At 66.7% G+C, this 24,759-nt stretch carries 29 protein-coding genes and 1 tRNA gene; 22 read left to right on the forward strand and 8 right to left on the reverse strand.

Going from position 1 to position 24,759, the window contains the following annotated elements:
• The first annotated feature begins 1 nt into the window (after position 1).
• The 10 genes from nrdR (at position 2) to WFK61_RS23585 (ending at position 10,232) form a co-directional block, all read left to right on the forward strand.
• The gene (gene nrdR, locus WFK61_RS23540) at positions 2 to 496 is read left to right on the forward strand and encodes a transcriptional regulator NrdR (RefSeq protein WP_257731624.1); all 495 of its coding nucleotides are present in this window, start codon (positions 2 to 4) and stop codon (positions 494 to 496) included.
• Positions 489 to 1,658: a bifunctional diaminohydroxyphosphoribosylaminopyrimidine deaminase/5-amino-6-(5-phosphoribosylamino)uracil reductase RibD gene (gene ribD, locus WFK61_RS23545; RefSeq protein WP_336814493.1), complete on the forward strand. Its 1,170-nt coding sequence runs from the start codon at positions 489 to 491 to the stop codon at positions 1,656 to 1,658. The genes nrdR and ribD overlap by 8 nt, the downstream gene beginning before the upstream one ends.
• Positions 1,658 to 2,305 (forward strand): riboflavin synthase, encoded by a 648-nt coding sequence (locus WFK61_RS23550; protein ID WP_336814494.1) that lies wholly within the window; start codon positions 1,658 to 1,660, stop codon positions 2,303 to 2,305. Before ribD ends, WFK61_RS23550 begins: the two co-directional genes overlap by 1 nt.
• A 34-nt stretch (positions 2,306 to 2,339) precedes the next feature.
• A complete protein-coding gene (gene ribH / locus WFK61_RS23555; RefSeq protein WP_173046981.1) occupies positions 2,340 to 2,849 on the forward strand; it encodes a 6,7-dimethyl-8-ribityllumazine synthase in 510 nt (169 codons plus the stop codon).
• Positions 2,846 to 3,313, forward strand: coding sequence for a transcription antitermination factor NusB (gene nusB / locus WFK61_RS23560; RefSeq protein WP_336814495.1), 468 nt, complete (start codon positions 2,846 to 2,848; stop codon positions 3,311 to 3,313). Before ribH ends, nusB begins: the two co-directional genes overlap by 4 nt.
• Before the next feature lie 153 nt (positions 3,314 to 3,466).
• Positions 3,467 to 4,462 (forward strand): thiamine-phosphate kinase, encoded by a 996-nt coding sequence (gene thiL / locus WFK61_RS23565; RefSeq protein WP_336814496.1) that lies wholly within the window; start codon positions 3,467 to 3,469, stop codon positions 4,460 to 4,462.
• A 36-nt stretch (positions 4,463 to 4,498) separates the two neighbouring features.
• Entirely contained in the window at positions 4,499 to 5,701 is a 1,203-nt protein-coding gene (locus WFK61_RS23570; RefSeq protein ID WP_336814497.1) for an MFS transporter, read from the forward strand.
• Between the two features lie 30 nt (positions 5,702 to 5,731).
• The gene (gene allE, locus WFK61_RS23575; RefSeq protein WP_336814498.1) at positions 5,732 to 6,532 is read left to right on the forward strand and encodes a (S)-ureidoglycine aminohydrolase; all 801 of its coding nucleotides are present in this window, start codon (positions 5,732 to 5,734) and stop codon (positions 6,530 to 6,532) included.
• Positions 6,533 to 6,745: 213 nt separating this feature from the next.
• Positions 6,746 to 8,902, forward strand: a complete 2,157-nt coding sequence (locus WFK61_RS23580; RefSeq protein ID WP_336814499.1) for a sodium-translocating pyrophosphatase — start codon at positions 6,746 to 6,748, stop codon at positions 8,900 to 8,902.
• Between the two features lie 406 nt (positions 8,903 to 9,308).
• Positions 9,309 to 10,232, forward strand: coding sequence for a DMT family transporter (locus tag WFK61_RS23585; RefSeq protein ID WP_336814500.1), 924 nt, complete (start codon positions 9,309 to 9,311; stop codon positions 10,230 to 10,232).
• A gap of 73 nt (positions 10,233 to 10,305) precedes the next feature.
• On the opposite strand, the gene WFK61_RS23590 is transcribed toward WFK61_RS23585, so the two are convergent.
• Positions 10,306 to 10,800, reverse strand: a complete 495-nt coding sequence (locus WFK61_RS23590) for an outer membrane protein assembly factor BamE (protein WP_336814501.1) — start codon at positions 10,798 to 10,800, stop codon at positions 10,306 to 10,308.
• A gap of 138 nt (positions 10,801 to 10,938) precedes the next feature.
• Here WFK61_RS23590 and WFK61_RS23595 point away from each other — a divergent pair, with 138 nt between their 5' ends.
• The 7 genes from WFK61_RS23595 to sugE all read left to right on the forward strand — a co-directional run bounded on the left by WFK61_RS23595 (position 10,939) and on the right by sugE (position 15,706).
• Positions 10,939 to 11,484, forward strand: coding sequence for a ubiquinol-cytochrome C chaperone family protein (locus WFK61_RS23595; RefSeq protein ID WP_336814502.1), 546 nt, complete (start codon positions 10,939 to 10,941; stop codon positions 11,482 to 11,484).
• Positions 11,474 to 12,031, forward strand: coding sequence for a YceD family protein (locus WFK61_RS23600; RefSeq protein ID WP_336814503.1), 558 nt, complete (start codon positions 11,474 to 11,476; stop codon positions 12,029 to 12,031). Before WFK61_RS23595 ends, WFK61_RS23600 begins: the two co-directional genes overlap by 11 nt.
• Before the next feature lie 114 nt (positions 12,032 to 12,145).
• On the forward strand, positions 12,146 to 13,204 hold the full coding sequence (gene plsX / locus WFK61_RS23605) for a phosphate acyltransferase PlsX (protein ID WP_336814504.1): 1,059 nt from the start codon (positions 12,146 to 12,148) through the stop codon (positions 13,202 to 13,204).
• A gap of 13 nt (positions 13,205 to 13,217) precedes the next feature.
• On the forward strand, positions 13,218 to 14,195 hold the full coding sequence (locus WFK61_RS23610; RefSeq protein ID WP_336814505.1) for a beta-ketoacyl-ACP synthase III: 978 nt from the start codon (positions 13,218 to 13,220) through the stop codon (positions 14,193 to 14,195).
• Positions 14,196 to 14,384: 189 nt separating this feature from the next.
• Complete coding sequence (locus WFK61_RS23615) at positions 14,385 to 14,699, forward strand: integration host factor subunit alpha (RefSeq protein ID WP_047573001.1); 315 nt, start codon at positions 14,385 to 14,387, stop codon at positions 14,697 to 14,699.
• Positions 14,696 to 15,235 carry a MerR family transcriptional regulator gene (locus tag WFK61_RS23620; RefSeq protein WP_442896363.1) on the forward strand — a complete coding sequence of 180 codons (540 nt, stop codon included), beginning with the start codon at positions 14,696 to 14,698 and terminating at the stop codon, positions 15,233 to 15,235. Before WFK61_RS23615 ends, WFK61_RS23620 begins: the two co-directional genes overlap by 4 nt.
• Positions 15,236 to 15,388: 153 nt before the next feature.
• Complete coding sequence (sugE, locus tag WFK61_RS23625; RefSeq protein WP_336814506.1) at positions 15,389 to 15,706, forward strand: quaternary ammonium compound efflux SMR transporter SugE; 318 nt, start codon at positions 15,389 to 15,391, stop codon at positions 15,704 to 15,706.
• A gap of 12 nt (positions 15,707 to 15,718) precedes the next feature.
• On the opposite strand, the gene WFK61_RS23630 is transcribed toward sugE, so the two are convergent.
• From WFK61_RS23630 to WFK61_RS23640, 3 genes are all read right to left on the reverse strand, one after another.
• Positions 15,719 to 15,889, reverse strand: coding sequence for a hypothetical protein (locus WFK61_RS23630; protein WP_336814507.1), 171 nt, complete (start codon positions 15,887 to 15,889; stop codon positions 15,719 to 15,721).
• Positions 15,890 to 15,951: 62 nt separating this feature from the next.
• Complete coding sequence (locus tag WFK61_RS23635; RefSeq protein WP_336814508.1) at positions 15,952 to 16,911, reverse strand: LysR family transcriptional regulator; 960 nt, start codon at positions 16,909 to 16,911, stop codon at positions 15,952 to 15,954.
• Positions 16,912 to 16,958: 47 nt separating this feature from the next.
• A complete protein-coding gene (locus tag WFK61_RS23640; protein ID WP_336814509.1) occupies positions 16,959 to 17,384 on the reverse strand; it encodes a DoxX family protein in 426 nt (141 codons plus the stop codon).
• 204 nt (positions 17,385 to 17,588) lie between these two features.
• Here WFK61_RS23640 and WFK61_RS23645 point away from each other — a divergent pair, with 204 nt between their 5' ends.
• Positions 17,589 to 18,521, forward strand: coding sequence for a ring-cleaving dioxygenase (locus WFK61_RS23645; RefSeq protein WP_336814510.1), 933 nt, complete (start codon positions 17,589 to 17,591; stop codon positions 18,519 to 18,521).
• Positions 18,522 to 18,627: 106 nt separating this feature from the next.
• Positions 18,628 to 19,251: an alpha/beta hydrolase gene (locus tag WFK61_RS23650; RefSeq protein WP_336814511.1), complete on the forward strand. Its 624-nt coding sequence runs from the start codon at positions 18,628 to 18,630 to the stop codon at positions 19,249 to 19,251.
• Positions 19,252 to 19,578: 327 nt separating this feature from the next.
• Here the strand turns inward: WFK61_RS23650 and WFK61_RS23655 are convergent, their stop codons facing one another.
• Together WFK61_RS23655 and WFK61_RS23660 are read right to left on the reverse strand one after the other, a co-directional pair.
• Positions 19,579 to 19,704, reverse strand: coding sequence for a hypothetical protein (locus tag WFK61_RS23655; protein WP_336814512.1), 126 nt, complete (start codon positions 19,702 to 19,704; stop codon positions 19,579 to 19,581).
• Between the two features lie 222 nt (positions 19,705 to 19,926).
• Positions 19,927 to 20,118 (reverse strand): hypothetical protein, encoded by a 192-nt coding sequence (locus WFK61_RS23660; protein ID WP_336814513.1) that lies wholly within the window; start codon positions 20,116 to 20,118, stop codon positions 19,927 to 19,929.
• Between the two features lie 187 nt (positions 20,119 to 20,305).
• On the opposite strand from WFK61_RS23660, the gene WFK61_RS23665 reads away from it, so the two are divergent.
• A tRNA-Pro gene (locus WFK61_RS23665) sits at positions 20,306 to 20,383 on the forward strand.
• A gap of 349 nt (positions 20,384 to 20,732) precedes the next feature.
• Here WFK61_RS23665 and WFK61_RS23670 read toward each other — a convergent pair.
• Positions 20,733 to 21,995 carry an O-antigen ligase family protein gene (locus WFK61_RS23670; RefSeq protein WP_336814514.1) on the reverse strand — a complete coding sequence of 421 codons (1,263 nt, stop codon included), beginning with the start codon at positions 21,993 to 21,995 and terminating at the stop codon, positions 20,733 to 20,735.
• Positions 21,992 to 23,545, reverse strand: a complete 1,554-nt coding sequence (locus WFK61_RS23675; RefSeq protein WP_336814515.1) for an undecaprenyl-phosphate glucose phosphotransferase — start codon at positions 23,543 to 23,545, stop codon at positions 21,992 to 21,994. The genes WFK61_RS23670 and WFK61_RS23675 overlap by 4 nt, the downstream gene beginning before the upstream one ends.
• Positions 23,546 to 24,066: 521 nt before the next feature.
• Between WFK61_RS23675 and WFK61_RS23680 the strand changes: the two genes are divergently transcribed.
• Positions 24,067 to 24,420 (forward strand): DMT family transporter, encoded by a 354-nt coding sequence (locus WFK61_RS23680; protein ID WP_336814516.1) that lies wholly within the window; start codon positions 24,067 to 24,069, stop codon positions 24,418 to 24,420.
• The gene (locus WFK61_RS23685; RefSeq protein WP_336814517.1) at positions 24,417 to 24,752 is read left to right on the forward strand and encodes an SMR family transporter; all 336 of its coding nucleotides are present in this window, start codon (positions 24,417 to 24,419) and stop codon (positions 24,750 to 24,752) included. Before WFK61_RS23680 ends, WFK61_RS23685 begins: the two co-directional genes overlap by 4 nt.
• Positions 24,753 to 24,759 lie beyond the last annotated feature (7 nt).

Consider the following 24,759-nt stretch of genomic DNA (forward strand, 5'->3'; position numbering starts at 1 on the left):
AATGCGCTGTCCCTATTGCAGCTCCCTCGACACGCAGGTGAAGGACTCCCGTCCCACCGACGATCACGCCTCGATCCGCCGCCGCCGGGTCTGTCCCGATTGCGGCGGCCGCTTCACCACGTTCGAGCGCGTGCAATTGCGCGAGCTGACCGTCGTGAAGCGCTCGGGCCGGCGCACGCCCTTCGACCGCGACAAGCTGGAAACCTCGATCGCGCACGCCCTGCGCAAGCGCCCGGTCGCGCCGGAGCGGATCGAGCGCATGGTCAACGGCATCGTCCGGCAGCTCGAAAGCTCGGGCGAGGCGGAGATCCAGAGCTCGGCCATCGGCGAACTGGTGATGGAGGGGCTGAAAGGCCTCGACGACGTCGCCTATGTCCGCTTCGCCTCGGTCTACAAGAATTTCCGCGAGGCCAAGGATTTCGAGGAACTGCTCGGCCAGCTCGGCACGATCGAGGAGGAGGGCGTCTCCGCCCCGCCGCGCCGCGTCGATGACTGATCTCAAGGCGCTTTCGGGCAGCGAAAGCGCGTCCGAACGAAAGCGGGAGACCGACCGCCTCTTCATGCACCAGGCGCTGGCCTATGGCGCGCGCGGTCTCGGAAAGACCGCGACCAACCCTTCCGTCGGCGCCATCGTCACGCGCGACACGCCGGACGGTCCCGTCGTGGTCGCGCGCGGCCATACCCAGCCCGGCGGCCGCCCGCATGGCGAGGCGCATGCCTTTTCGCGGGCCGGCGCGGCCTCGATGGGCGGCACGCTCTATGTCACGCTCGAACCCTGCTCGCACCGCTCGGTGCGCGGCGGCATCCCCTGCGTCGAATACACGATCCTCTCGGGCGTGAAGCGCGTCGTCTCGGCGATGTCCGACCCCAACCCCTTCATCGCCGGGCTTGGCCATGCCTTGCTGCGTACCGCTGGCATCGAGGTCACGGTCGGCGTGCTGGAGGACGAGGCGCGGCAGGCGCATCGAGGCTATCTCACGCGCATCACGCAGGGCCGCCCGATGGTGACCTTCAAGATCGCGCGCACCGCCGATGGCTTTGCCGGCGGGGCCGGAGGCGTGCCGCTCGCCGTATCGAGCCCGGTTGCTGGGGGCTGGGTCCATCTCCAGCGCGCGCATCATGACGCGATCATGCTCGGCATCGGCTCGGTGCTCGCCGACGACCCGCAGCTCACCGTGCGCCTGCCCGGCATGGCGGATCGCTCGCCGATCCGCGTCATCCTCGATACGCATCTGCGCCTGCCTTTGACCTCGAAGCTGGTCCGCACGGCCCATGAGGTGCCCGTCTGGGTCATCGCGGCCGAGACGGCGCCGATCGCGCCGGAGCGCGCGCTGGTCGCGGCCGGTGTCGAGGTCATGCGGGTCTCGCTGGGGCCCGACGGCCATCTCGACCTCCGCGAGGCGCTGACGCTGCTCGGCACGCGCGGCATCAACCGCGTCTTCTCGGAAGGCGGCCCGCGCATCGGCGAGAAGCTCGCGCTTGAAGGGCTGGCGGACGAGGTCATCGTCTCGACCTCCCCGAAAACGCTGGGGCAGCCCGGCATTGTTGCCGTGCGACCGGGGCTTGCCGCCCAGTTGGCGGACCCCGATCTATACGCCCTTGTCGAGGCCGGTCAGATCGGTCAGGACCGTTTCGAGCATTTCACGAGGAGAGGCTGATGTTCACCGGCATCGTCACCGCCATCGGCGAGGTCGTGGAGGCCGAGCGCAAGGGGCCGAGCCTCAAGCGCCTCGCGATCGCCTGCCCCTATGAGGCGGAGGGCATCGCCATCGGCGCCTCGATCGCCTGCGCGGGCGTCTGCCTGACCGTCACCGCCCTTCGCCCCCGCACCGATGGCGAGCCCGGCTGCATCTTCCAGGTCGAGGCCGCCGCCGAGACGCTGGCGAAGACGAACGTCGGCAGCTGGGAGCCCGGTACGCGGATCAATCTGGAGCGCTCGCTCAAGGTCGGCGAGGAACTCGGTGGCCATCTTGTCACCGGCCATGTCGACGGTGTCGGCCGCATCCTCAAGATCGAGCCGATCGAGCCTGACCCGGACGAGCCCTGGGGCGCGACGGCGCGCTTTCATATTCGCGCGCCGCAGGGGCTGCCCCGCTTCATCGCGACCAAGGGCTCGATCTGCCTCGACGGCACCTCGCTCACCGTCAACTCGGTGGAGGATGATGTCTTCACCGTCCTGCTGATTCCGCACTCCTTCGCGGTCACCACCTGGGGGCAGCGGAGGGAGGGCGACCCCGTTCATGTCGAGGTCGATCTGATGGCACGGTATGCCGCGCGGCTTGCGGAGGCGCGCCCGCAAGGGTAACGAGCCCGATCACATTCCAAGAAGGACAAAAGAAATGGCCGGACCCCGGCAGACCTCGGCCGACAAGGCCGCAACTCCTGCCGTCGAGATCGACGGCGCCCGCGTCCTCGTGGTCGAGGCGCGCTTCTACGACAACTATGCCGATGAATTGCTGGCGGGCGCGCTCGCGGTGCTGGAAGAAGCCGGCTGCCGCGTCGATGTCGTCACCGTTCCCGGTGCGCTCGAAATCCCCTCGGCGATCGTCATCGGCCTGCGCGCCGCCGACGAGGCCGTCGATCCCTATGAGGCGGTCGTCGCGCTCGGCACCGTCATCCGTGGCGAGACCGGCCACTACGACATCGTCGCCGGCGAGAGCTCGCGCGCGCTGATGGACCTTTCGGTCGCCTTCGCGCTTCCGCTCGGCAACGGCATCCTGACCGTCGAGAACGAGGCGCAGGCCTGGGCCCGCGCCAACCGCGAAGACATGAACAAGGGTGGCGGCGCCGCCGAAGCGGCGCTCGCCGTGCTGCGCTACAAGCGCTCCCTGGCGGAGCCGTCCCAATGAGCCGCGCCGAGAAGCGGCGCGGGGCGCGGCTCTCGGTCGTGCAGGCGCTCTACGAGATGGAAATCGGCGGCCGCGGCGTCGTCGAGGCGATGGCCGAGTTCGAGCATTTCTGGATCGGCAAGGAGGTCGAGGAGATCGAATTGCCGGAGGCGGAGATCGCCTTCTTCCGCGATATCCTCGGCGGCGTCGTGCGCGAGCAGCGCCTTGTGGATCGGACCGTCGACGAACTGCTGGCCAAGGACTGGCCCCTGAAGCGGGTCGAGGCCGTGGTCCGCGCCATCCTGCGTGCCGGGGCCTACGAGCTCGCCTTCCGCAAGGATGTACCGGCCCGCGCCGTCATCTCCGAATATGTCGCAGTCGCGCGCGCCTTCTACGAGGGCGACGAGATCGGCATGGTCAATGCCGTGCTCGACCGCATGGCCCGCGACTTCCGCGCCGACGAGTTCGATAGCCCGGCGGCGTAGGTTTTCCTCAACGGTCATCCCGGGCGACCGAAGGGAGACCCGGGATCCATTCCGGAACGCCTCCGATGAAGGCTCGGGAATGGATCCCGGATCGGCGCGGCTGCGCCGCTCGTCCGGGATGACCTTGGAATAGTTGCGGAGCTTCGGTGACCCATGGCCGATAACCAGCGCCCCGGCGAATTCGAGCTGATCGCCCGCTATTTCGCTCCGATCGCCGGGCCGGGCGGGCTTGGTCTCCTCGACGATGCCGGCCTGCTGCGGCCGGGCCGCGGCTACGAGGTCGTGGTCACGGCCGACGCGCTCGTCGCCGGCGTCCATTTCTTCCCTGACGACCCGCCCGATGCGATCGGCTGGAAGGCGCTGGCCGTCAATCTCTCGGATCTCGCCGCCAAGGGCGCCAAGCCGGAAGGCTTCGTGCTGACGCTCGCGCTACCGCGCGGCTGGACTGAAGGCTGGCTCGCCGGTTTCGCGGCCGGGCTGGCGCGCATGGCCGAAGCCGCCGGCTGCCCGCTGATCGGCGGCGACACCGTCTCGACCTCGGGGCCGCTCACGCTCTCGATCACCGCTTTCGGTACGGTCGCTGCCGGGCGGATGGTCAGGCGCTCCGGTGCGAAGCCGGGCGATGTCGTGCTCGTCTCCGGCAGCATCGGGGACGGCGCGCTCGGCCTCAAGGCCCATGGCCCCGACAAGCCGGGCTGGGTCGCTGCACTCAACGCCGAGGACCGCGCCTTCCTCGCCGACCGCTACCTTCATCCGCAGCCGCGCCACGTGCTGGCCGACGCGCTGCAGCGCCATGCCTCGGCGGCTATGGACGTGTCCGACGGTCTGGTCGGCGATCTCGCCAAGCTCGTGAAAGCCTCCGGCGTGGGCGCCGAGATCGATCTCGACGCGGTTCCGCTTTCGGGCGCGGCCCGCGCCGCGCTCATGGCCGTTCCCGCACTGGCGGAACTGGCCTGGAGCGGCGGAGACGACTACGAAATTCTCTGCACGGCCTCGGAAAAGGAATATCTTGCTCTGGTCGCGGCGGCAGAAGGATCAATGCTTCTGCTGACGCCGATCGGGCGGATCACCGCCGAGGCCGGCGTGGTGACGTATCGCGAGAAGGGTGAGGCGCGCAGCTTCGCGCAGGGCTCCTTCTCTCATTTCTGACAGCGGCGCATCATGGCGGCCGCGAGGCGCGTTGTGATGAATCAGCACTTCTCGGCTATCGACGGCGACAGGCTCGCCAAGCGCAATGCGCTGGTGCTCGCAGGCGCGCAGGCGCTCGGCGGCGCCAATCCGGCGATCATCGTCTCGCTCGGCGGCATCGTCGGCGCGCAGCTCGTTGCGGATCAGGCCTTCGCCACCGTGCCGGTCAGCCTGCTCCAGCTCGGCATCGCCTCGGGTGTGATCCCGGCCGCGATGGTCATGCGGCGGCTTGGCCGGCGCAACGGCTACCTGATCGGCGCGCTTGTCGGCGCGGCCGGCGCGAGCATCGCCGCGGGCGGTGTTTCGCTGCGCCTGTTCTGGCTGTTCTGCCTCGGTACCTTCGTCTGCGGGCTCTACGGCTCCTTCGTCCAAAGCTACCGCTTTGCCGCTGCCGATACCGCGACCGACGCCTTCCGCCCCCGCGCGATCTCCTGGGTCATGATCGGCGGGCTTGCTGCCGGCGTCATCGGCCCGCAATCGGTCTACTGGACGCGCGACCTGACGCCGGCCGCGCCCTTTGCCGCGAGCTTCATCGCGCAGGGTGCGCTCGCCCTGATCGCGATCCTGATCGTCTCCCGCCTGCGCGCGCCGCCGGTCGCTGCCGTCCGCTCGGGCGGCGGGCGTCCGCTCGGCGAGATCATGCGCCAGCCCAAGTTCATCGCCTCGGTCACGGCCTCGCTCGTCGCCTATGGCCTGATGAGCTTCGTGATGACGGCGGCGCCGATGGCGATGGTCGCTTGCGGCCATTCGGTCGGCGACGCCACGCTCGGCATCCAGTGGCATGTGCTGGCCATGTTCGGGCCGAGCTTCTTCACCGGCCGCCTGATCGCGCGCTTCGGCAAGGGCACGGTGACCGCGGTCGGCCTCGGCCTGACGGCGCTGGCCGCCGTCGTCGGCCTCTCGGGTCTCAGCGTCGGCCATTTCTGGCTGGCCCTGATTCTGCTCGGAATCGGCTGGAATTTCGGCTTCATCGGCGCGACCGCACTGGTGACGGACTGCTACCGCCCGGAAGAGCGGGTGAAGGTGCAGGCTGCCAACGACTTCCTCGTCTTCGGTTCTGTCGCCATCGCCTCCTTCTCGTCGGGCGGCCTGCTCAGCCATGGCGGCTGGAATGTCGTGAACTGGATGGTCTTCCCGCCGGTCGCGATTGCCCTCATGCTGGTGGCCTGGCAGCGCTTCCAACGCCCGGCCACGGCCTGAACGGCCGGCATTCCCGATCGGAGCAGACCCATGAACAACCGCGCCTTCCCGCATGCGACCGGCCAGGTTCCGCCCGGCGCCATCGGGCATAATCGCGGTGTCATCAAATCCAACTACGCCTTCATGCCGCCGGAGGGCGTGCTGGTCAGCCGCCTGCCGCAGTACCGGGATACGATCGTGCGTGTCCTGACCGGGCCTGTGATGGGCGCTGCCTTCGCCCAGTATGTCCTCGAGATTGCGCCGGGCGGCGGCACGCCGGCCGCTTTCAGCGAGGACGGCATCCAGCATTTCTTCTACGTCCTCTCGGGCGAGGCCCGGATCGCGGTTGCTGGCGGCGCGGCGCAGGCGCTCACGACCGGCGGCTTCGCCTATCTGCCGCCTGCGACCGCCTTCACCTTGCGCAACGAGACGACCGAGGCGATCCGCGTGCTCGCCCTGCGCAAGCGCTACGAGGCCGCGCCGGGGCTCGCCGTGCCCGAACCGATCGTCTCGCATCAGGACGCCGTGCCGATGGCGAATCACACCGGCATGGAGGGGCGTGGCTTCCAGTTCCTGCTACCCTATGGCGACATGCGCTTCGATTTCGAGATGAACCTGATGTGGTTCAAGCCGGGCGTCTGCTTCCCGGCGGTCGAGACCCATGTGATGGAGCACGGGCTCTACATGCTGGAAGGGCAGGGGCTCTACCTGCTCGGGGCCGACTGGCACGAGATCTGGGTGCGGGATTTCATCTGGATGGGCGGTTTTTGCCCGCAGCAGTTCTATCCGACCGGTTATGGCGACGCCTGCTATCTGCTCTACAAGAACGTCAATCGCGATCTCGCCCTCTGAGCTTTCCCCAGACGGCCTGACATCCGACGAAATTTGTAAGCCGGGGCGTTTGCGCTCCTCGCCGAAACTTGCCACAAATTCGCCTGACACTGGCGACGCGGAGCGGGCCTTCAGTCTTTAGGGCCCGTTTTTTCGCTGCCTGACGTCCAACGCTGCAAAAATGAGGAGCGACAGCGCTCCCGCCGACTGCAAGCTCTAGGGTCAGGAAATCGAATGTCAGCTCTGCTTCTCATCATCATATTGAGTGCGCTTTCCATAGCCTACGGCGTCTGGGCCTATGGCGATGTGATGAAGCGCGATGCCGGCAACCAGCGCATGCAGGAGATTTCCGGCGCGGTCGCCGAAGGCGCGCAGGCCTATCTCAAGCGCCAGTACATCACCATTTCCATGGTCGGCGTCGTGCTTTTCGTCGCGCTCGCCTGGCTGCTCGGCAAATGGGTGGCGATCGGCTTCCTGATCGGCGCGGTGCTTTCGGGCGTCGCCGGCTTCATCGGCATGAACGTTTCGGTGCGCGCGAACGTCCGCACGGCCCAGGCTGCGATGCAGTCGCTGGGCGAGGGCCTCGACGTGGCCTTCAAGGCGGGCGCCGTTACCGGCATGCTCGTCGCCGGCCTCGCGCTGCTCGGCGTCGCCGTCTACTACGGCGTGCTGACCTCCTTCCTCGGTTTCGAGGCTTCCAGCCGCACGGTGATCGATTCGCTGGTGGCGCTCGGCTTCGGCGCCTCGCTGATCTCGATCTTCGCCCGTCTCGGCGGCGGCATCTTCACCAAGGGTGCTGACGTCGGTGCCGACCTCGTCGGCAAGGTCGAGGCCGGCATCCCCGAAGACGATCCGCGCAACCCGGCGACCATCGCCGACAACGTGGGCGACAATGTCGGCGACTGCGCCGGCATGGCGGCCGACCTGTTCGAGACCTATGCGGTGACGCTGGTCGCGACCATGGTGCTCGCCGCGATCTTCTTCGCCGGCCAGCCGGTGCTGGGCACGATGATGCTCTATCCGATGGCGATCGGCGCGGCCTGTATCGTCACCTCGATCATCGGCACCTTCTTCGTGAAGCTCGGCGCCAACCAGTCGATCATGGGCGCGCTCTACAAGGGCTTCATCGCCGCCGGCGTGCTCTCGATCGGCGCGATCGCGGCCGTGAACTACGTGATGTTCGGTGGCTTCTCGGCCGCCTTCAAGACGGTGCAGGGCGTCAGCTTCACCTCGGGCGGGCTCTTCGCCTGCGCGCTGGTCGGTCTCGCGGTGACGCTGCTCATCGTCGTCATCACCGAATACTACACCGGCACCGGCAAGCGCCCGGTGGTCTCGATCGCCCAGGCCTCGGTGACCGGCCACGGCACCAACGTCATCCAGGGCCTCGCGGTATCCTTGGAATCGACGGCGCTGCCGACGATAGTCATCATCGCCGGCATCATCGCCTCCTACAGCCTTGCCGGCCTGTTCGGCATCGCCATCGCCACCACCGCCATGCTGGCGCTGGCCGGCGTGGTCGTGGCGCTCGATGCCTTCGGCCCGGTGACGGACAATGCCGGCGGCATCGCTGAGATGGCGGGCCTGCCCAAGGAAGTCCGCCACTCGACCGACGCGCTCGACGCGGTCGGCAACACCACCAAGGCGGTCACCAAGGGCTATGCGATCGGCTCCGCCGGCCTTGGCGCGCTGGTGCTCTTCGCGGCCTATACCTCGGACCTGAACTTCTTCATCTCCGAGGCCAACAAGGCGGGCTCGACGGCCTTCCAATACTTCAAGGGTGTCACCGTCGATTTCTCGCTGTCCAACCCCTATGTCGTCGTCGGCCTCCTGCTCGGCGGCCTCATTCCCTTCCTCTTCGGTGGCATGGGCATGACGGCGGTCGGGCGCGCGGCGGGCTCCGTCGTCGAGGAAGTGCGCCGGCAGTTCAAGGAGAAGCCCGGCATCATGGAAGGCACGGACCGGCCCGATTACGGCCGCGCCGTCGACATGCTGACCCGCGCCGCGATCAAGGAAATGGTCGTGCCTTCGCTCCTGCCGGTGCTGGCGCCGATCGTCACCTATTTCGTGATCTACTGGATCGCCGGCAAGAACAACGCCTTCGCGGCCGTCGGCGCCATGCTGATGGGCGTGATCGTCACCGGCATCTTCGTCGCGATCTCGATGACCTCGGGCGGCGGCGCCTGGGACAACGCCAAGAAGAGCTTCGAGGACGGCTTCGTCGACAAGGACGGCGTGCGCCATCTCAAGGGCTCCGAAGCCCACAAGGCCTCGGTGACCGGCGACACCGTCGGCGACCCCTACAAGGACACGGCGGGCCCCGCCGTGAACCCGGCGATCAAGATCACCAACATCATCGCGCTGCTGCTGCTGGCAATCCTGGCACATTCCTGAGCGCAGGCATCGACGATGCAATCCGGACCCGCGGCGAAAGCCGCGGGTCTTTTCGTTGGGCGCAACGTGACTCCGATCGACAGCTCTAGAGCGTCCCGATCCATCTCCGAAACACGGCGTCATCCCGGGCTTGCCCCGGGATCCATCGGAGGGCTCCGGAACTCTTCGATGGACCCCGGATCGGCGCCGCTTCGCGGCTTGTCCGGGATGACGACGCGGTTCCGCCAGAAAACAGAAAGCTCCGACGAGGGTAGAAAGCCTTTGAAGCCAATAATTTATGGCTTTCGCTTGAATCAAGTCGGCAAGCTCTTGAATCAAGCTTCGAAGCTACGGCCGGCTCCGTAGCGTTCCCGCATGCTTCGGTGCCGCCCGGCTGGCATGGTCCCGCCAACACCCGGGAGGAACCATGTCCACGCAAACGCTCGATCAACCCGCCGCCGCGCCGAACCGCGCCGTGGAACTTGCCCTGCTGCTCGTGCTGGCGGGGCTCTGGGGCGGCTCCTACACCTTCATCAAGCTCGGCGTGGAGACGATCCCGCCGCTGACCCTGATCACCGCCCGGACGCTGATCGCAGGCCTCGTCCTGCTCGTCGTCATTCGCTGGCGCGGCCTCGCTCTGCCGCGCGATCTTGCGACATGGCGCTTGTTCCTCGTGCAGGCCTGCCTCAACAGCGTCGTGCCCTTCACGCTGATCGCCTGGGCGGAGCGCAGCGTCGATGCGGGGCTGGCGACGATCCTGAGTTCGACCAGCCCGATCTTCGTCGTCCTGCTCTCCTGCCTCTCGGCCTCGGCCGAGCGCCTGCCGGCTCTGCGCCTCGCGGGCATTGCGGCCGGCCTTGCCGGCACCGTGCTCATCGTCGGTGCGCAGGCGATGTCTGGCTTCGGCGAGCAGCTCTGGGCCCAGCTTGCCTTGGTCGCAGCCAGCCTCTGCTATGGCGGCGCCGCGTTGTTCGGGCGCAGCTTCAAGGGGCTCGATCCGATCATGCCGGCAGCCGGATCGCTGCTCTGCGGCGCGCTCGTCCTGCTGCCGCTCAGCCTCCTGCTGGATCGCCCCTGGACGCTGTCGCCCTCGACGCAATCGATCCAGGCGCTGATCGCGCTCTCGCTGGTCTCCACCGCCCTGGCCTTCGTGATCTATTTCCGCTTGATCGCGCGGCTGGGCTCGGTCGCGACGACGTCGGTCGCCTATCTGCGGGTGCCGGCGGGCGTGCTGATCGGCATGGTCTTCCTGGGGGAGACGCTGGCGCCGACGGCCTGGGCCGGGCTCGTCCTCGTCATCGGCGGTGTTCTGGCGATGACGCTGCCGCTGCGCCGCCGCGCGACGACCTGATACGACGCTGCCTGAAAGCAAAAAGCCCGCGGCCGGTGCCGCGGGCTTTTCTGATTGAGCGATCGCGCCGCGCTTACGCGCCGAGCGGGTTGAACTTGGTGACGCCCTTGAACAGGTTGCGCAGGAAGCTCTGCTCCTCGCCGCCCGTGGGAGTGGTGCGGCTGATGAAGTCGAAGATCACGCCGTCCTGCAGGCCGTAATGGGCGATGCGCTCGACCTTGAAGCTCTTGTTGAAATAGATCACCAGCACCTGCTGGTCGATGATCTGCGGGTCCTGGAACTGGAACCGGCGGCGCATCGTCTGGCTGATATAGTAGAAGGTACGATTGCCGACCGTCGAGGTCGTCGAGGGCGTGCCGAGCGTCGTCAGCACTGCCTGCACGTCCATGCCGACCTTGATCTGCGCGATCAGCGCCTCGTCCATCACGAAGCCGCGCTTGAACACCTCGTTGATGCCCGACGAGGTCGGCAGCACGAAGCCGCCTGCATCGGGGCCGCAGCCGGCGAGCGCAAGGGAGGTGGTCGCGAGGGCTCCGAGCAGAGCCGTGCGGCGGGTGATCTGGGTCATGCGGGCACGATCCGAAAGGCGAGCACGGCTCGGGACGATCCCAAGCCGCTTGTCAAAAGGGTAAGGGTTGGCGTAACGCCCGAGGATGGCTTTGGCAAGGCAAGGACGCCCAGGGCAAGAGCGGGCGGGAGCAAACAGGTGATTTTCGGGTTGTTCGGCAAGCGCGCCAATCGGCGCTCCCCTGTGGACACGCTGTTCGCGCGGGTCGCCGAGACCTCGCGCCTGCCGGCTCTCTATATCGAGGGCGGGATTCCGGACAGCTTCGAGGGGCGCTTCGAATCGCTGACCCTGCACGTTTTTCTCGTGCTGCGCCGCTTGCGCGAATTGCCGCCGCCGGCCGCCGATCTGGCGCAGGACTTCGTCGATGCCTGTTTCGCCTATCTCGAACTCGGCTTCCGCAATGGCGGCATCAGCGACATCGCCGTGCCCAAGAAGATGAAGAAGATCGGCCAGATGTTCTATGGCCGCGTGCAGGCCTATGAGGCGGCGTTTGCAGATTCCGGCCCCGGGGCCTTGATCGAGGCGCTGGGCCGCAATGCCTGCGCGCCGGAGGCGGCGCCGGGGCTTGCTGCCTATGTGCGTGCTGCCCAGGAGAGGCTGGCTACAGTCGATCTCGACGGCATCATGAACCGGGACGATCTGTTCCCGGCCTTCTCGATCCCGGAGGTCGCTCATGACGCATGATCATCTGCCGGCTGCGCCGCTCAGGCACCCGATCCGCGTCGAGGCGATCCGCCCGCGCGGCGGCGACGTCGTGGTCCGGGCCGAGGCTGAGCAGCTGCCCGCCATCGCCGCGCAGCTCGGGCTCGTCTCCATCGAGTCGCTGGAGGCGCGCTACACGCTTTCGCGCAATGGCGAGCGTGTGAAGCTCGACGGCCGCATCGCCGCCCGCCTGCACCAGGCCTGCGTGGTGACGCTCGAGCCGTTCCCGGTACAGCTCGACGTGCCGGTGCAGCTCGATTTCGCCCCCGAGGAGGAGGTTGCAGCCTTCGCGCGCCGCAACGAGCGCGACGATGCCGAGATCGACATCGAGGTGCTGCTGAACGAAGAAGACCCGCCCGAGCCGATCGTCGACGGCGTGATCGACCTGGGCGGCATCACGTTGGAATTCCTCGCGCTGGCGCTCGATCCCTATCCGCGCAAGCCCGGAGCCAGCTTCGAGTCATCTGCGGGTGACACTGGCGCGGAATCGCCTTTCGCGGCGCTTGCAAAGTTGAAACGCGGTGACTGAAGCGCTCTCCGGCCCTTGCGCTGCTTGCGGCATTGGCCCAAGTCGCTATTGTCCGGCCGGCACTGAGCCGTCCCGGATCGAAGGTCGGCCATTTCCGGGACACGCCAGAATTCCATGACAAGACCGGTTACAATCGCGCTCGATGCGATGGGCGGGGATCACGGCCCTTCCGTCGTCATCCCCGGCGCCGCCCTGATGCTTGAGCGCCGCCCGGACTGCCGCTTCGTCATCTTCGGAGACGAGAAGCAGGTGTTGCCGCTGATCGACCAGCATCCGAAGCTCAAGGCGGTCACGACCTTCCATCACACCGAGGTCTCGGTGAAGATGGACGACAAGCCGAGCCAGGCGCTGCGCTATGGCCGCTACAAGTCCTCGATGTGGCGCGCGATCGATGCGACCAAGACAGGGGAGGCCGATGTCACGGTCTCCGCCGGCAATACCGGCGCGCTGATGGCGATGTCGAAATTCTGCCTGAAGTCGATGCCGCAGGTCGACCGGCCGGCGCTCGCCGGCCTGTGGCCGACAGCGCGCGGCGAGAGCATCGTGCTTGATCTCGGCGCCACCATCGGCGCGGATGCCCGCCATCTCGTCGATCTCGCGGTGATGGGCGCGGCGATGGCCCGCGTCGTGCTCGATCTCGACCGCCCGACCGTCGGCCTGCTCAATGTCGGCGTCGAGGAGATCAAGGGCGTCGAGGCGGTCAAGGAAGCCGGGCGTATCCTGCGCGAGAGCGACCTGCCGCATCTCGCCTATCATGGCTTCGTCGAGGGCGACGATCTCGGCAAGGGCACGGTCGACGTCGTCGTTACCGAGGGCTTCACCGGTAACATCGCGCTCAAGACCGCCGAAGGCACCGCCAAACAGATCGCCGAATATCTGCGCGCTGCGATGGGCCGTTCGGTGATGTCGAAAATCGGCTACCTTTTCGCCCGCGGCGCCTTCGCGGCGCTGAAGGACAAGCTCGATCCGCGCAAGTCGAACGGCGGCGTCTTCCTCGGTCTGGAGGGCATCGTCGTCAAGAGTCATGGCGGCACGGATGCGATCGGCTTCGCCAGCGCCGCCGAACTGGGTTATGAAATGGCACGCGAGGACCTGATGGCGAAGGTCCGCGAAATGGTCGCAGCGAGCACGCGCCCGGAACTGCCGGCCGCGCAGCCTGCCGAGACCGAGTAAGGAACAACCTCCTTTGTCCATCCTGCGCTCTCAAGTCGTCGGCTGCGGCTCCTATCTGCCCGCGCGCATCGTCACCAATGCCGAGCTGGCGGCGCGCGTCGACACCAGCGACGAGTGGATCGTCCAGCGCACCGGCATCCGCCAGCGCCATGTCGCGGCCGATGACGAGCCGACCTCCATCGTCGGCCTGAAGGCGGCGCAGGCGGCGATCGCTGACGCCGGCATCGACCCTAACGAGATCGACCTGATCATCGTCGCGACCGCGACGCCGGATCACACCTTTCCCGCCACCGCGACGCAGATCCAGGCGGCGCTCGGCATCACCGGCGGCGCGGCCTTCGACGTGCAGGCGGTCTGCTCCGGCTTCGTCTTCGCGCTGGCGACGGCCGACAAGTTCCTGACCACGGGCGGCGCCCGCGCCGCCCTGGTGATCGGCGCCGAGACCTTCTCGCGCATTCTCGACTGGGAGGACCGCGCCACCTGCGTGCTGTTCGGTGACGGCGCCGGCGCCGTCGTGCTGAAGGCCATGCCGGGCGAGGGGACGCTGGCCGATCGCGGCATCCTCACCACCCATATCCGCTCGGACGGCCGCTACAAGGACAAGCTCTATGTCGATGGCGGCGCCGGCTCGACCAAGACGGTCGGCTTCCTGCGCATGGAGGGCAAGGAGGTCTTCCGCCACGCCGTCACCAATCTCGCCGAGACGGTACGCCATACTTTCGAGCAGACCGGCCTGTCGGGCGCCGATATCGACTGGTTCGTGCCGCATCAGGCCAACCGCCGCATCATCGACGCGACGGCCGACAAGCTCGGCATCAGCCACGACAATGTCGTCGTCACGGTCGACCGTCATGGCAACACGTCGGCGGCGTCGATTCCGCTGGCTTTGGCCGAGGCGCACGCTGATGGCCGCATCAAGCGCGGCCAGCTTGTGCTGATCGAGGCGATGGGCGGCGGCTTCACCTGGGGCTCGGCCCTGATCCGCTGGTGACGTTGCGGTAGAGAATTCGCGAAAATTGTCATGAAACATCGTCATTTCGGGTCGAATCCGGCCTGAGCGGGCATATTGGCCCCGCTTGAGGATTGACCCGCGCGACGGGGGCGCCTAGCGTCCGCCGTCCGTAATGGCGAAAGGCCGGCTGTTTCAGCCGCTGCCTGCAATACGCCTTGGAGGATATGAATGGCGGGGCAAACGGTCACTCGCGCGGACCTGTGCGAGGCTGTCTACCAGAAGATCGGCTTGTCGCGGACGGAGTCGTCGAAGCTTGTCGAAGCGGTGCTCGACGAGATCTGCGACGCGGTCGCGCGCGGCGAGAATGTGAAGCTCTCTTCGTTCGGTTCTTTCGTCGTACGAGACAAAGGCGAGCGAATCGGGCGTAATCCGAAAACTGGCGTTGAGGTGCCGATCGAGCCGCGTCGCGTGATGGTGTTCAAACCCTCGAACGTGATGAAGGCCCGCATCAACGGGCAGACGGGTGAGGGTGAGACTGAGTGAGCCTGGAGTTCCACGCCGGCGATACCGAGGCCGAATTGGACACCAAGAGCCCTGATGCCTTCCGGACCATCAGCGAGGTCGCCGAAGACCTCGACATACCCCAGCACGTGCTGCGTTTCTGGGAGACGCGCTTCAACCAGATCAAGCCGCTGAAGCGCGGCGGCGGCCGCCGCTACTACCGGCCTGACGACGTCGCCCTGCTCAAGGGCATAAGGCGCCTGCTCTATGGCGAAGGCTATACGATCAAGGGCCTCCAGCGCATCCTGAAGGAACAGGGGCCGCGCCATGTCCAGGCGATCGGGCGCGGTGCGCCGATCGGCGCCATGGGCGGCGCAGCGCCGGCTGTCGCGCCAGGCGGCCCAGCCGCTATGCCGGGCGACATGGCCGAGGCCTCGCCGGAGCGGACGGCGCCTTACCGGCAGCCCGTGCCCGAAGGGCTCGACGACGTCTCCATCCTGACCGCGGTCATGAAGGAGCTCGGCGAATGCCGACGCATTCTCGAACAGGCCCTGCAGCCCGCGCCTGACGCGGCCTGACCGGATTTGCGGGTACGCCTGCGGCGTTTGCGCCGATGCAGGCGTTGCGCCGGTTGATCACCCGACTGCTGACCCTAGTTTCAAGGCCGGGGACGCGCTGACGGCGTCCCATCCGGCGCGGATCGTCGCGTCTCATTACTCGGGAGCGCCGACATGGCTTGGCTTTATCTGTTCGTCGCGGGCCTGTTCGAGGTCGGCTGGGCCATCGGCCTGAAATATACGCAAGGCTTCACGCGCCTCGTCCCGACGCTGTTCACCGGCGCGAGCATGATCGTCAGCCTTGGTCTGCTCGGGCTTGCCCTGAAGTCGCTGCCCGTCGGCACGGCCTATGCGGTCTGGACCGGCATCGGCACGATCGGCACGGCGATCCTCGGCATCGCCCTGCTCGGCGAGCCGGCAGGGGCGTTGCGGCTGGCCTGCATCGGCCTGATCGTTGCGGGCATCGTCGGGCTCAAGCTGGTTTCGGCCTGAACGCCTTGGGCGTCAGCTTCGGCGCCAGGATTCCGGCCAGTAGCCGCCGCGTTCCACCAGCACGATCAGGACGATGATTGCCAGCGTGACCACGAGGGTCATGAGCTTCGCATTCCAGGGCACGCCGCGGCCGATGAGCCAGATCAGGCTGAGGCCGACGATGAGGGGGATGACGATCTCCATGACCGGAGCCTAACCTGTGGAGTGGTTGGGCTGCAATCACCGGCTGGTCCGATGATCGCTGCTCAGGCGGAGGCTTTGGACGCAATCTCCGGCCCCTTGGCGCCCCTGATCGGCAGCCCGCCTTCCACCAGCGGCTTCAAGCGTCCGAGTTCGACCGCGAGGAAATCGAGGAAGAGCCTGACGCGGGGGGTGTGCCGCATGTCCGGATGGGTCAGCAGCCAGAGGTCGGCGGCCAGATCAGGGTCCGGCTCCCCCAGGCGCCGCAGGGCCGGGCGCGTATCCCCGATGAAGCAGGGCAGGAAGCCGACGCCGATCCCGGCCTCGACCGCCTCGGCGAGGCCGAGCACGGTGTTGAGCCGGTAGACGACGCGCTCCGGCGCGACATGGCGGGCGAGATAGCGTACCGCGCTCAGCATGGTGAACTGGTCGCCGAGCGAGACCCAGCTGCGCTCCCACAGGCTTTCGCGGGAGGGCGTCTCCGCATCGGGGAAATCGGCAGCGCGGCCATAGAGCGCCCAGGCGATCCGGGCCGGCTTGCGGCCGATCAGCGTTTCCGGCGGGTTGTCGGTGGCGCGGATCGCGACATCGGCGTCGCGCTTCGAGAGATTGGCGGCCTGGTTGCCGATCAGGATATCCAGCCGGATATCTGGGCATTGCCCGAGGAAACGGGCGAAGAGCGGCGTCAGCAGGTCGACCAGCAGGGAGTCGTTGGTGGCGACGCGCAATTCGCCGGCGGGCTTGATCTCCTGTCCGGCGAGCTTGCGGGCGAAGGCGGTGATGTCGTCGTCGACGCGGGCCGCGAGCTGGATCATCTCCTCGCCGGCCGGCGTCGCGACATAGCCGCTGCGATGGCGTTCGAACAGGCGGGTGCCGAGTGCCTCCTCGATCTGGCCGAGGCGGCGGAATACCGTCGAGTGGTTGACGCCGAGCGCTGCCGCGGCTGCCGGCAGCGCCCGTTTGTCGGCGATCGCCTTGATCAGGCGGAAATCGTCCCAGGCCAGGGGCTTCGCGGCTTGATTCATCCGCTCACTCTCGGCCAAGGCGCGAGCCCCTTCAAGGCGGGTTCGCGTCACGCCAGGGCCGGCTTGGCGGCGGCCGGGGCGCGCGAGCCGGTGACGGCAAGTGCGCCGTCGCCGATCAGCACATGCGCCAGCGCGGTCAGGGCAAGGAAGGCGGGATATTCCCAGCCGCCATTCGGAGCGTTGAAGACCCAGCCATTGCCGGCGTGGACGGAGAGCGCGCCGAGCAGGATCGGGATCAGCGCCAGCGAAACATAGCGACCATGGAAGCCGACGAGGATGGCGATGCCGCCGATGAGCTCGGCCAGCATGATCGGCCAGGCGAGGAAGCCGGGCAGGCCGACCTGACCGAGGAAACCGGTGAAGCCGGCCGGCGTGAAGATGACGAGCTTGAGATAGGCGTGGGCGATGAACATCAGGCCGAGCGCGACGCGCAGGCCAAGGGCGCCATAAGGGGCGAGGCGATTGTCGATCATGGGAAGTCTCCTGAAACGGGACCGGTTGGTCTCGGGGCAGAAGATCGGGCAGCCTGATCCGCAAATCAAATTGTCAATTGGCGATCATGAGATTGCATTTGTGCAATGAATTGCTTCTGGCGTTCGGCCGCCTTCATGCCGATCTTCCGGCCAACGGAGCGGATGCCCCGCTCATCGTGATCAGAACAACGGAGGACCCAAACCATGCAGATCAACGGCCTTCACCACGTCACCGCCATCTCCGGCCCGGCGCGCCGCAATCTCGACTTCTACAGCCGCGTGCTCGGCCTGCGCCTCGTCAAGAAGACGGTCAATTTCGACGATCCCGGCACCTATCACCTCTATTTCGGCGATGCCGATGCCGCGCCCGGCTCGATCCTGACCTTCTTCCCGTGGGAGCATGCCGCTCCCGGCCGCCTCGGCATCGGTGAGACGCAGGAGACGGTCTTCCGGGTTCCGGAAGGCTCGATCGGCTTCTGGGCTCATCGCTTCGTCGAGCAGGGCGTGCCGCATGAGGTGCCGGTCAAGCGCTTCGGCGAGACCGTGCTGAGCTTCCGCGATCCCGACGGCATGAGGCTCGCCCTCGTCGGCCTGCCGGGTGTCGAGAAGGAGCCCGCCTGGGCTGACGGTGGCATCGCTGCCGAGCATGCGCTGCGCGGTTTCCACAGCGTCAGCCTGCTGCTGGCCGATGCCGCGCCGACAGGGGCCATCCTCGACGACGTCTTCGGCTTCACGGAGACCGGCCGCGAGGACACGCTGATCCGCTACGCCGCAAAGGGCACAGCGATCGGTGGCGTCATCGACCTGCGCGTCGCCGGCGGCTTCCTGCCGGCCCGGCAGGGCGCGGGCTCGGTCCACCATATCGCCTTCCGGGCGGCCGATGACGCCGCGCAGGAGGAGATGGTGCGCCGCCTCGTCCAGAACCATGGCATCAGCCCCACGGAACAGCGCGACCGGAACTATTTCCGCTCGGTCTATTTCCGTGAGCCCGGCCATGTCCTGTTCGAGATCGCGACCGACATCCCCGGTTTCGCGGTCGACGAGCCGGCGGCCGAGCTGGGCCGTTCGCTGAAGCTGCCGCCGCAGTACGAGGCACATCGCAAGGAGATCGAGGCGGTCCTGCCCGCTCTCGGCTGACGAAACCCGCCGCCCGCCGCCCTGGCGGGCGGCGAAGCAACAAGACGACGCCCTGCCTGCTTGTCGCAAGGGGCAGGGCGGCTCCGCTTGATGAAGGGAGACGACCATGACCGACACGACCGTCGATACCGATTTCATCCATGTCTTCGAGCTGGGCCACAATCCCGCGCGCCGGCCGTTGCTGCTCCTGCACGGGACCGGCGGCGACGAGCGCGACCTGCTCTCGCTCGGCCGCACCGTCGCGCCGGGGGCAAGCCTGCTCTCGCCGCGCGGCAAGGTTCTGGAAGGCGCGGCGCCGCGCTTCTTCCGTCGCCTTGCCGAAGGCGTCTTCGATGAAGCCGATCTCAAGCGGCGCACCGACGAGCTGGCGGATTTCGTGCTGTGGGCGCGGGAACGTTACGGTCTGCCGGCGCCGATCGCGCTCGGATTCTCCAACGGCGCCAATATCGCGGCGGCGCTGCTACAGCAGCGGCCGGAGATCCTGGCTGGTGCCGCGTTGCTGCGTGCGATGGTTCCCTTCGCGGAAGTGTCAGAAGGCGATCTCTCGGGCAAGCCTGTGCTGATCCTGTCGGGCGCGCTCGATCCGATCGTGCCGAAGAGCAATGCCGAGGCACTTGCCTGCCGGCTCTCTGGTAGTGGTGCGGCTGTCGAGCACCGCGTTCTGCCGGCAGGCCACGGCCTCGGGCAGGCGGATATCGGCCTGCTCAGCGACTGGCTGGCACGCAACTGACCCGATAGGCGGCGTCGTGGAGAGTACCCCGCGACGCCGCTTTCGGCGGCGCTGCTGCTTCTAGTCGATCAGAGGCATCAGAATGGCCATGGTGATGGCCAGAACCACCAGCACGCGCAGCATAACGGCGCGCTGGCTTGAAATCGGAACATCCAACGAACGCGACACGGCACGCATCCTCGACCTCCCAATCGACGCTACGTCAGGGGATCGTGAGACGGGACGGCCCGTCTGGCAAGCCGGCCGGCGATGCTAAAGGGTGGACAACTCCGCCTGTCGTGAAAGATGCGTGTGGGTGATCGCGACAAGGCGGCGGGAAATGCCGCGCTACGCCTCGGCCAGCGCGCTGCCGACTGGGTCCGCGACGATGACGCGGCGCGCCTTGCAGGCCTGCTCGGCCATCAGCGCCATGTCGATCCGGCGGCGATAATCCGCCCAGGAGCCGAGGCTCAATCCGCAATTGGCACAGGAAACGACGCTCGCATCGCTGAGCGCGTGCGGAACCGATACGCCCGGCGAGCCGCAATCCTCACAATGGAACCCGTCTTGTCTCAACGCGATACCGCCCGTGTTCGTCGATGACGTTACGGCAATTCGCGTGCCGCGGTGGCATCAAGGGCCATCGCACATGACTATCGGCTGAACGTGCGGTTCAGGATCGAAAAAGCGGAGCGTCTACTCGACGGCGACGGCCTGTTCGCGATGTTCGCTCTGCTGGTCCCGGTCGGTTTCGTAGCCGGTCGCGGTCACGAGGCGCAGCATCGGCCGGCCGGCACGCTGGGCCGAAAGCTGGTCCTTGCGGCTGGCTGCCGCACGTCGAATCTGGGCCCGTCGCGCGATGAGCGACATCTGCTGCTTATGCTTCATGATCGATCTACCTGACGCCGCAGGATCATCATCCCCTCAAGACCGCCGTTCGCGCACCCCCCATTTGGGGGAGGCGACAGCTTCCGATCGTGGATTGGGCCGCCTGTCGGATCGTTTCGGTGGATTGTGCAAGATCGTGTCGAAGCGCATTGCATCTGCGCCGCCCCGCCACTATAAGCCGAGCCGTCGGAGCGTAGCGCAGCCCGGTTAGCGCACTTGTCTGGGGGACAAGGGGTCGGAGGTTCGAATCCTCTCGCTCCGACCATAAATCCTTTAAAATCAATCGGTTGAAACGTGCTCGGTGTTCGTGCCGATGCGCTCGATATCGCCTTTCAGCTGATCGTCGAGGCCGCGGCCGGATTCGGCGCCGATCCTGGTTCCCGCATGGTCGCCCGAGGGGTGATTCCGGTTTGAACAAGGCTGCCGCTGCCATTAACCATGATTATGCTTGTCGCTGCGGCCGGGCGAGCCATGTCGCCACGGGTCGCCATCCGGCCGTGCTCGTGTCGATGCTGAAGCGGGCCTACCTGGCCTTCAATGTCCTGGCGGCGAACTCAGATGCGACAACCAAAAGATGGCTCATCGTGGCTGCGTCCTGCCGAGTGCGCGACGATCTATGTTGTCGTCCGCAAGGGCAGGGGCTGAGCGGGCGCGTTTGCCGCTTCGCTTTCCGGCGGCAGCGCCGCGAGCCCCCAGACGAGGCCCATCAGCAGGTAGAGATGGCGCCAGTGATCGGTGTCGATCTGGAAGCCCTGCAGGATGGTGACGAAGAGCACCGACCAGATGGCGATCGCATGCAGCTGGGTCGCTCCCCGCCGGAAGACCAGCCGCCAGCCGACATAGCAGGTTGCGACCGTGAGGCCGAGCCAGGCCAGCCCGCCGAGCCAGCCATAGGACGCGAAGGCATTGATGTAGACGTTGTGCGGATCGGCCTGGTTGAAATGCCAGCGGAAACGCAGCGGCCCTAGGCCGTTCGGAGCCTCCAGCAGCATCGGAATGGCGCGCCACTGGTTGCCGAAGCGGCCGGTGACGCCCCCGTCATAGTCCTGCACCAGGCTGGCGCGAAGCTCGAAGATGGCGCGAACCTCCTCGAAGGACAGCGCGACCAGTAGCGCGGCGGTCACGGCCAAGAGCGCGATGACGGACATCGCGACGATGCGCGCCCGTGCGGCGGCGTTCGGTGCCGTCAGGAAGGTGAGGGCGGTCATCAGGACCGTCGCGACGGCGAGAACGCCCCAGGCGCCGCGCGAGAAGGCGAAGAACACGGCGGCGAGCGGGATGCTGATCGTCACGAGCCCGCGTACGATCCCGGTCTGCCCCGTCATGACCCGTTGCAGCACATAGACGATCGGCAAGGCGAGATAGGAGCCCAGGACGTTGGGATCCTTGAAGGTGCCCGAGGCGCGGCCGTAGAGCGTGAAGATCTCGCCGAGCCCGGCGATATCGAAATAGCCGAGAAGGGCCGCGATCCCGGAGACCCAGGCGGCGAACAGATAGCCCCGGCGCAATGTCTCGAGCCGTGCGGCAGCGTCCTGTGACATGATGCCGGCGAGGAAGACCGCCGTGATCATCAGATAGACCGAGACGGCGGTGAAACGCACCGAGGCGCTCTCGTCCATCCAGGGAATCAGCGAGAAGATGCCGCCGATATTGTAGCCGAGCAGCAGCAGCGCGAATGGGAGCAGCTTTTGCGAGAAGCGGATGCCCGTCAGCGCGAAGACGAACAGCACCAGCAGGAAGACGAACTCGTAGGGCGAGGGCTCGATCAGGGCGATGCCGCTCGAGACGGCGAGCAGCCACAGCGTGCCGCGCTTGATCGCGTCATAGGAGACGATCAAGCGCTCGTTGCGCGGCGGATGTTGCGCCAGCGCGCTCAATAGGCGTTCTCGTTCTTGGTCAGCAGCGAGAACGGCGTCTTGGCGAGGATGTAGAGGTCGAGCAGCACCGACCAGTTCTCGATATAGTAGAGATCGTGCTCGACGCGGCGCTGAATCTTCTCGTCGGTGTCGGTCTCGCCGCGCCAGCCGTTGATCTGGGCCCAGCCGGTGATGCCGGGCTTGACCTTGTGGCGCGCGAAATAGCCGTCCACGACCTGCTCATAGGCGCGGTTCGAGGCCTTGGCATGGATCGCATGCGGCCGCGGGCCGACCAGCGAGAGATCGCCCTTGAACACGACGTTGATCAGTTGCGGCAACTCGTCGATCGAGGTCTTGCGGATGAAGCGGCCGACGCGGGTCACGCGCGGATCGTCCTTGGTGACCTGCTTGGCGGCGTTATGGTCGGCCATGTCGTGGCGCAGCGAGCGGAACTTGAAGACGTCGACGGTCTCGTTGTTGAAGCCGTAGCGCTTCTGGCGGAAGAAGACCGGCCCCTTCGAGTCGAGCTTGATCGCGATCGCGGTCGCCAGCATCACCGGCGAGAGCGCGATCAGCGCAAGCGTGCCGACGACCTTGTCGAAAGCCCATTTCACGACGATGTCCCAGTCGGCGATCGGCCGGTCGAAGACGTCGAGCACCGGGACGGCGCCGAAATAGGAATAGGCGCGCGGGCGCAGGCGCAGCTTCGACAGATGGGCCGAGAGGCGGATGTCGATCGGCAGCACCCAGAGCTTGCGCAGCATCGTCAGGAGCCGCGCCTCGGCCGAGATCGGCAAGGTGAAGATCACGAGGTCGAGCTTGGTGCGGCGCGCGAACTCGACGAGATCGTCGATCGTGCCGAGCTTGGGGTAGCCTGCGACGAGGTCGGGCGAGCGCTCGTCGTTGCGGTCGTCGAAGACGCCGCAGATGCGCAAGCCTGTATCCTTCTGGCTTTCCAGAGCGCGGATCAGGGCTTCGCCCGCTTCGCCGCCGCCGACGATGGCGGTACGCCGCTCCAGCCGGCCGGTGCGCGTGAGATGGCGTACGCCGACCATCATCACCACGCGGCCTGCGATCAGGGCGCCGGCGCCGGCGAAATAGAAGCCGACCAGCCAGACGCGCGAGACCTGATCGCCGATCTTGAGGAAGAAGAAGGCCGCGAGCGCGACCAGGAACAGCATGGTCCAGCCGGTGATCAGCCTGACCACGCTGCCGATGACATGGCGCAGCGCGCCGATCGGGTAGAGCTGCAGCGCCTGGAACAGGGCGAGCGAGCCAAGCGCCAGCGCGCCGACGGTCACCTGATAGGGCAACGTGTACTCGACCTTGCCGGCGGCATAGAGCCAGTAGATCAGGCCGCCCGTCGCGAGCACGGCGATCAGGTCGAGCAGCCGTGCGGCGCCTTCGATCATCACCGGAGAGAGGGTGGGCTTGACCGGGATCGCCGCAATGCGCTCGGCCAGCGGATGGAAGCGCCGCGTCTGCCCCTTCTCGGTGCCGCCGAACATCGTCGACGAGGCCGAGGCGGCCGCATCCGCCTTCATCATATCGCGGACGTCGAAAGTCCCCATGACTCTACACCCTCAACTCGGAGCGCCGCGCCGGGGTGCAGCGATCCCGGTTCGGCTGTACCCGAAATTGCTCACGGAACGTTTAACCCGACCGCTCGCTGTTTCCGGGGATTCGTAAAGCTCCGGGGCGGTCCCGCGGCCTCTCCGGGGCGTCTTTGGGATGATGCCGAAACGCGATGGCGAAAAAGTGGATTTTGTCTTGGCCGGCCAGTGATTTGACAACGATCCGAAGCCGGCGAAAAAGTCGTCGTTTCCCGCAAGTGATTGTTATTGCAAGTGATCGCGAGTTGACACTTCGCTATCGGATGGGCATATTGGCTATCGATGAGTGTCTGAGAAGCACATATTGCTCGTGAATGAGCGCTGCGCCCGAACAGGTGTTTTACCTATGGCGCCGGCTGCTGGAGAAAGTCTCCGGCCCAGTCTTCTTTTCGGATCTGTCGATTTTAAACTCTAACGATTGCTTGGCTGTCCCTGCGTCGCACCCGTGACGTCCAGCGCCGGCTTCGCCCGTGTGCAACATGTCTTTTCATTGGTTGGTTCTGCTCGCGGCCATCGCCGTCGAGATCGTCGCGACGACCGCGCTGAAGTCGGCTGTCTCCACCTCATGGCTCGCCGGCACCTTGCCGCTGCTCCTGATCGGCCTGTCTTTCATCCTGCTCAGCATCGCGCTGCGCGTCATTCCCATGGCGGTCGCCTATGCCGTCTGGGAAGGTCTCGGCATCGTCGGCATCGCGCTGATCGGCCATGTGCTCTTCGGTGAGCACCTGACCGCCGCGCGCGCGGCCGGTCTTGCCGCGATCCTCGCCGGCATCCTGCTGATCGAGAACGGAGTGGGGCACGAGCGCAGCGAGGATCACGGGAGGCTCGTGTGACCACCTCCTTCGTGCAGGCTGCGCCGTTCCTCTGGCTCCTGCTCGCCGTCGCGCTCGAAATCGGCGGCACCTATTTGCTCAAGCTCTCGGACGGCATGACTCGCCGCGCGATGGGCGCCGGCGGCATCGTCCTCGTCATGGGCGCCTTCGCGGCGCTGGCGAAGGCCATCGAGGGCATGGATCTTTCGGTCGCCTATGCCGTCTGGGGCGGGGCAGGCCTCGTGATCACGGCCATCATCGGCGCGCTGGTCTTCGGCCAGCGCATCAGGCCGGTGGGCTGGATCGGAATCCTGCTGGTGGTCTGCGGCGTCGTCGCGCTGAAGATGGTCTGAAGCGCGG

Origin of the sequence: Allobosea sp. MMO-172 (genome assembly GCF_037147855.1) — a bacterium.
Lineage (GTDB): Bacteria > Pseudomonadota > Alphaproteobacteria > Rhizobiales > Beijerinckiaceae > Allobosea.

Bases quoted from the DNA above. Each gene is read 5' to 3' on its own strand.
- WFK61_RS23645 (WP_336814510.1), top strand. From the start codon at position 17,589: ATGCAGATCAACGGCCTTCACCACGTCACCGCCATCTCCGGCCCGGCG.
- allE (WP_336814498.1), top strand. From the start codon at position 5,732: ATGAACAACCGCGCCTTCCCGCATGCGACCGGCCAGGTTCCGCCCGGC.
- nrdR (WP_257731624.1), top strand. From the start codon at position 2: ATGCGCTGTCCCTATTGCAGCTCCCTCGACACGCAGGTGAAGGACTCC.
- WFK61_RS23675 (WP_336814515.1), bottom strand. From the start codon at position 23,545: ATGGGGACTTTCGACGTCCGCGATATGATGAAGGCGGATGCGGCCGCC.
- WFK61_RS23660 (WP_336814513.1), bottom strand. From the start codon at position 20,118: ATGAAGCATAAGCAGCAGATGTCGCTCATCGCGCGACGGGCCCAGATT.
- WFK61_RS23585 (WP_336814500.1), top strand. From the start codon at position 9,309: ATGTCCACGCAAACGCTCGATCAACCCGCCGCCGCGCCGAACCGCGCC.
- WFK61_RS23635 (WP_336814508.1), bottom strand. From the start codon at position 16,911: ATGAATCAAGCCGCGAAGCCCCTGGCCTGGGACGATTTCCGCCTGATC.
- WFK61_RS23630 (WP_336814507.1), bottom strand. From the start codon at position 15,889: ATGGAGATCGTCATCCCCCTCATCGTCGGCCTCAGCCTGATCTGGCTC.
- thiL (WP_336814496.1), top strand. From the start codon at position 3,467: ATGGCCGATAACCAGCGCCCCGGCGAATTCGAGCTGATCGCCCGCTAT.
- plsX (WP_336814504.1), top strand. From the start codon at position 12,146: ATGACAAGACCGGTTACAATCGCGCTCGATGCGATGGGCGGGGATCAC.
- WFK61_RS23580 (WP_336814499.1), top strand. From the start codon at position 6,746: ATGTCAGCTCTGCTTCTCATCATCATATTGAGTGCGCTTTCCATAGCC.
- WFK61_RS23590 (WP_336814501.1), bottom strand. From the start codon at position 10,800: ATGACCCAGATCACCCGCCGCACGGCTCTGCTCGGAGCCCTCGCGACC.
- WFK61_RS23570 (WP_336814497.1), top strand. From the start codon at position 4,499: ATGAATCAGCACTTCTCGGCTATCGACGGCGACAGGCTCGCCAAGCGC.
- nusB (WP_336814495.1), top strand. From the start codon at position 2,846: ATGAGCCGCGCCGAGAAGCGGCGCGGGGCGCGGCTCTCGGTCGTGCAG.
- ribH (WP_173046981.1), top strand. From the start codon at position 2,340: ATGGCCGGACCCCGGCAGACCTCGGCCGACAAGGCCGCAACTCCTGCC.
- WFK61_RS23550 (WP_336814494.1), top strand. From the start codon at position 1,658: ATGTTCACCGGCATCGTCACCGCCATCGGCGAGGTCGTGGAGGCCGAG.
- WFK61_RS23615 (WP_047573001.1), top strand. From the start codon at position 14,385: ATGGCGGGGCAAACGGTCACTCGCGCGGACCTGTGCGAGGCTGTCTAC.
- sugE (WP_336814506.1), top strand. From the start codon at position 15,389: ATGGCTTGGCTTTATCTGTTCGTCGCGGGCCTGTTCGAGGTCGGCTGG.
- ribD (WP_336814493.1), top strand. From the start codon at position 489: ATGACTGATCTCAAGGCGCTTTCGGGCAGCGAAAGCGCGTCCGAACGA.
- WFK61_RS23650 (WP_336814511.1), top strand. From the start codon at position 18,628: ATGACCGACACGACCGTCGATACCGATTTCATCCATGTCTTCGAGCTG.
- WFK61_RS23600 (WP_336814503.1), top strand. From the start codon at position 11,474: ATGACGCATGATCATCTGCCGGCTGCGCCGCTCAGGCACCCGATCCGC.
- WFK61_RS23680 (WP_336814516.1), top strand. From the start codon at position 24,067: ATGTCTTTTCATTGGTTGGTTCTGCTCGCGGCCATCGCCGTCGAGATC.
- WFK61_RS23640 (WP_336814509.1), bottom strand. From the start codon at position 17,384: ATGATCGACAATCGCCTCGCCCCTTATGGCGCCCTTGGCCTGCGCGTC.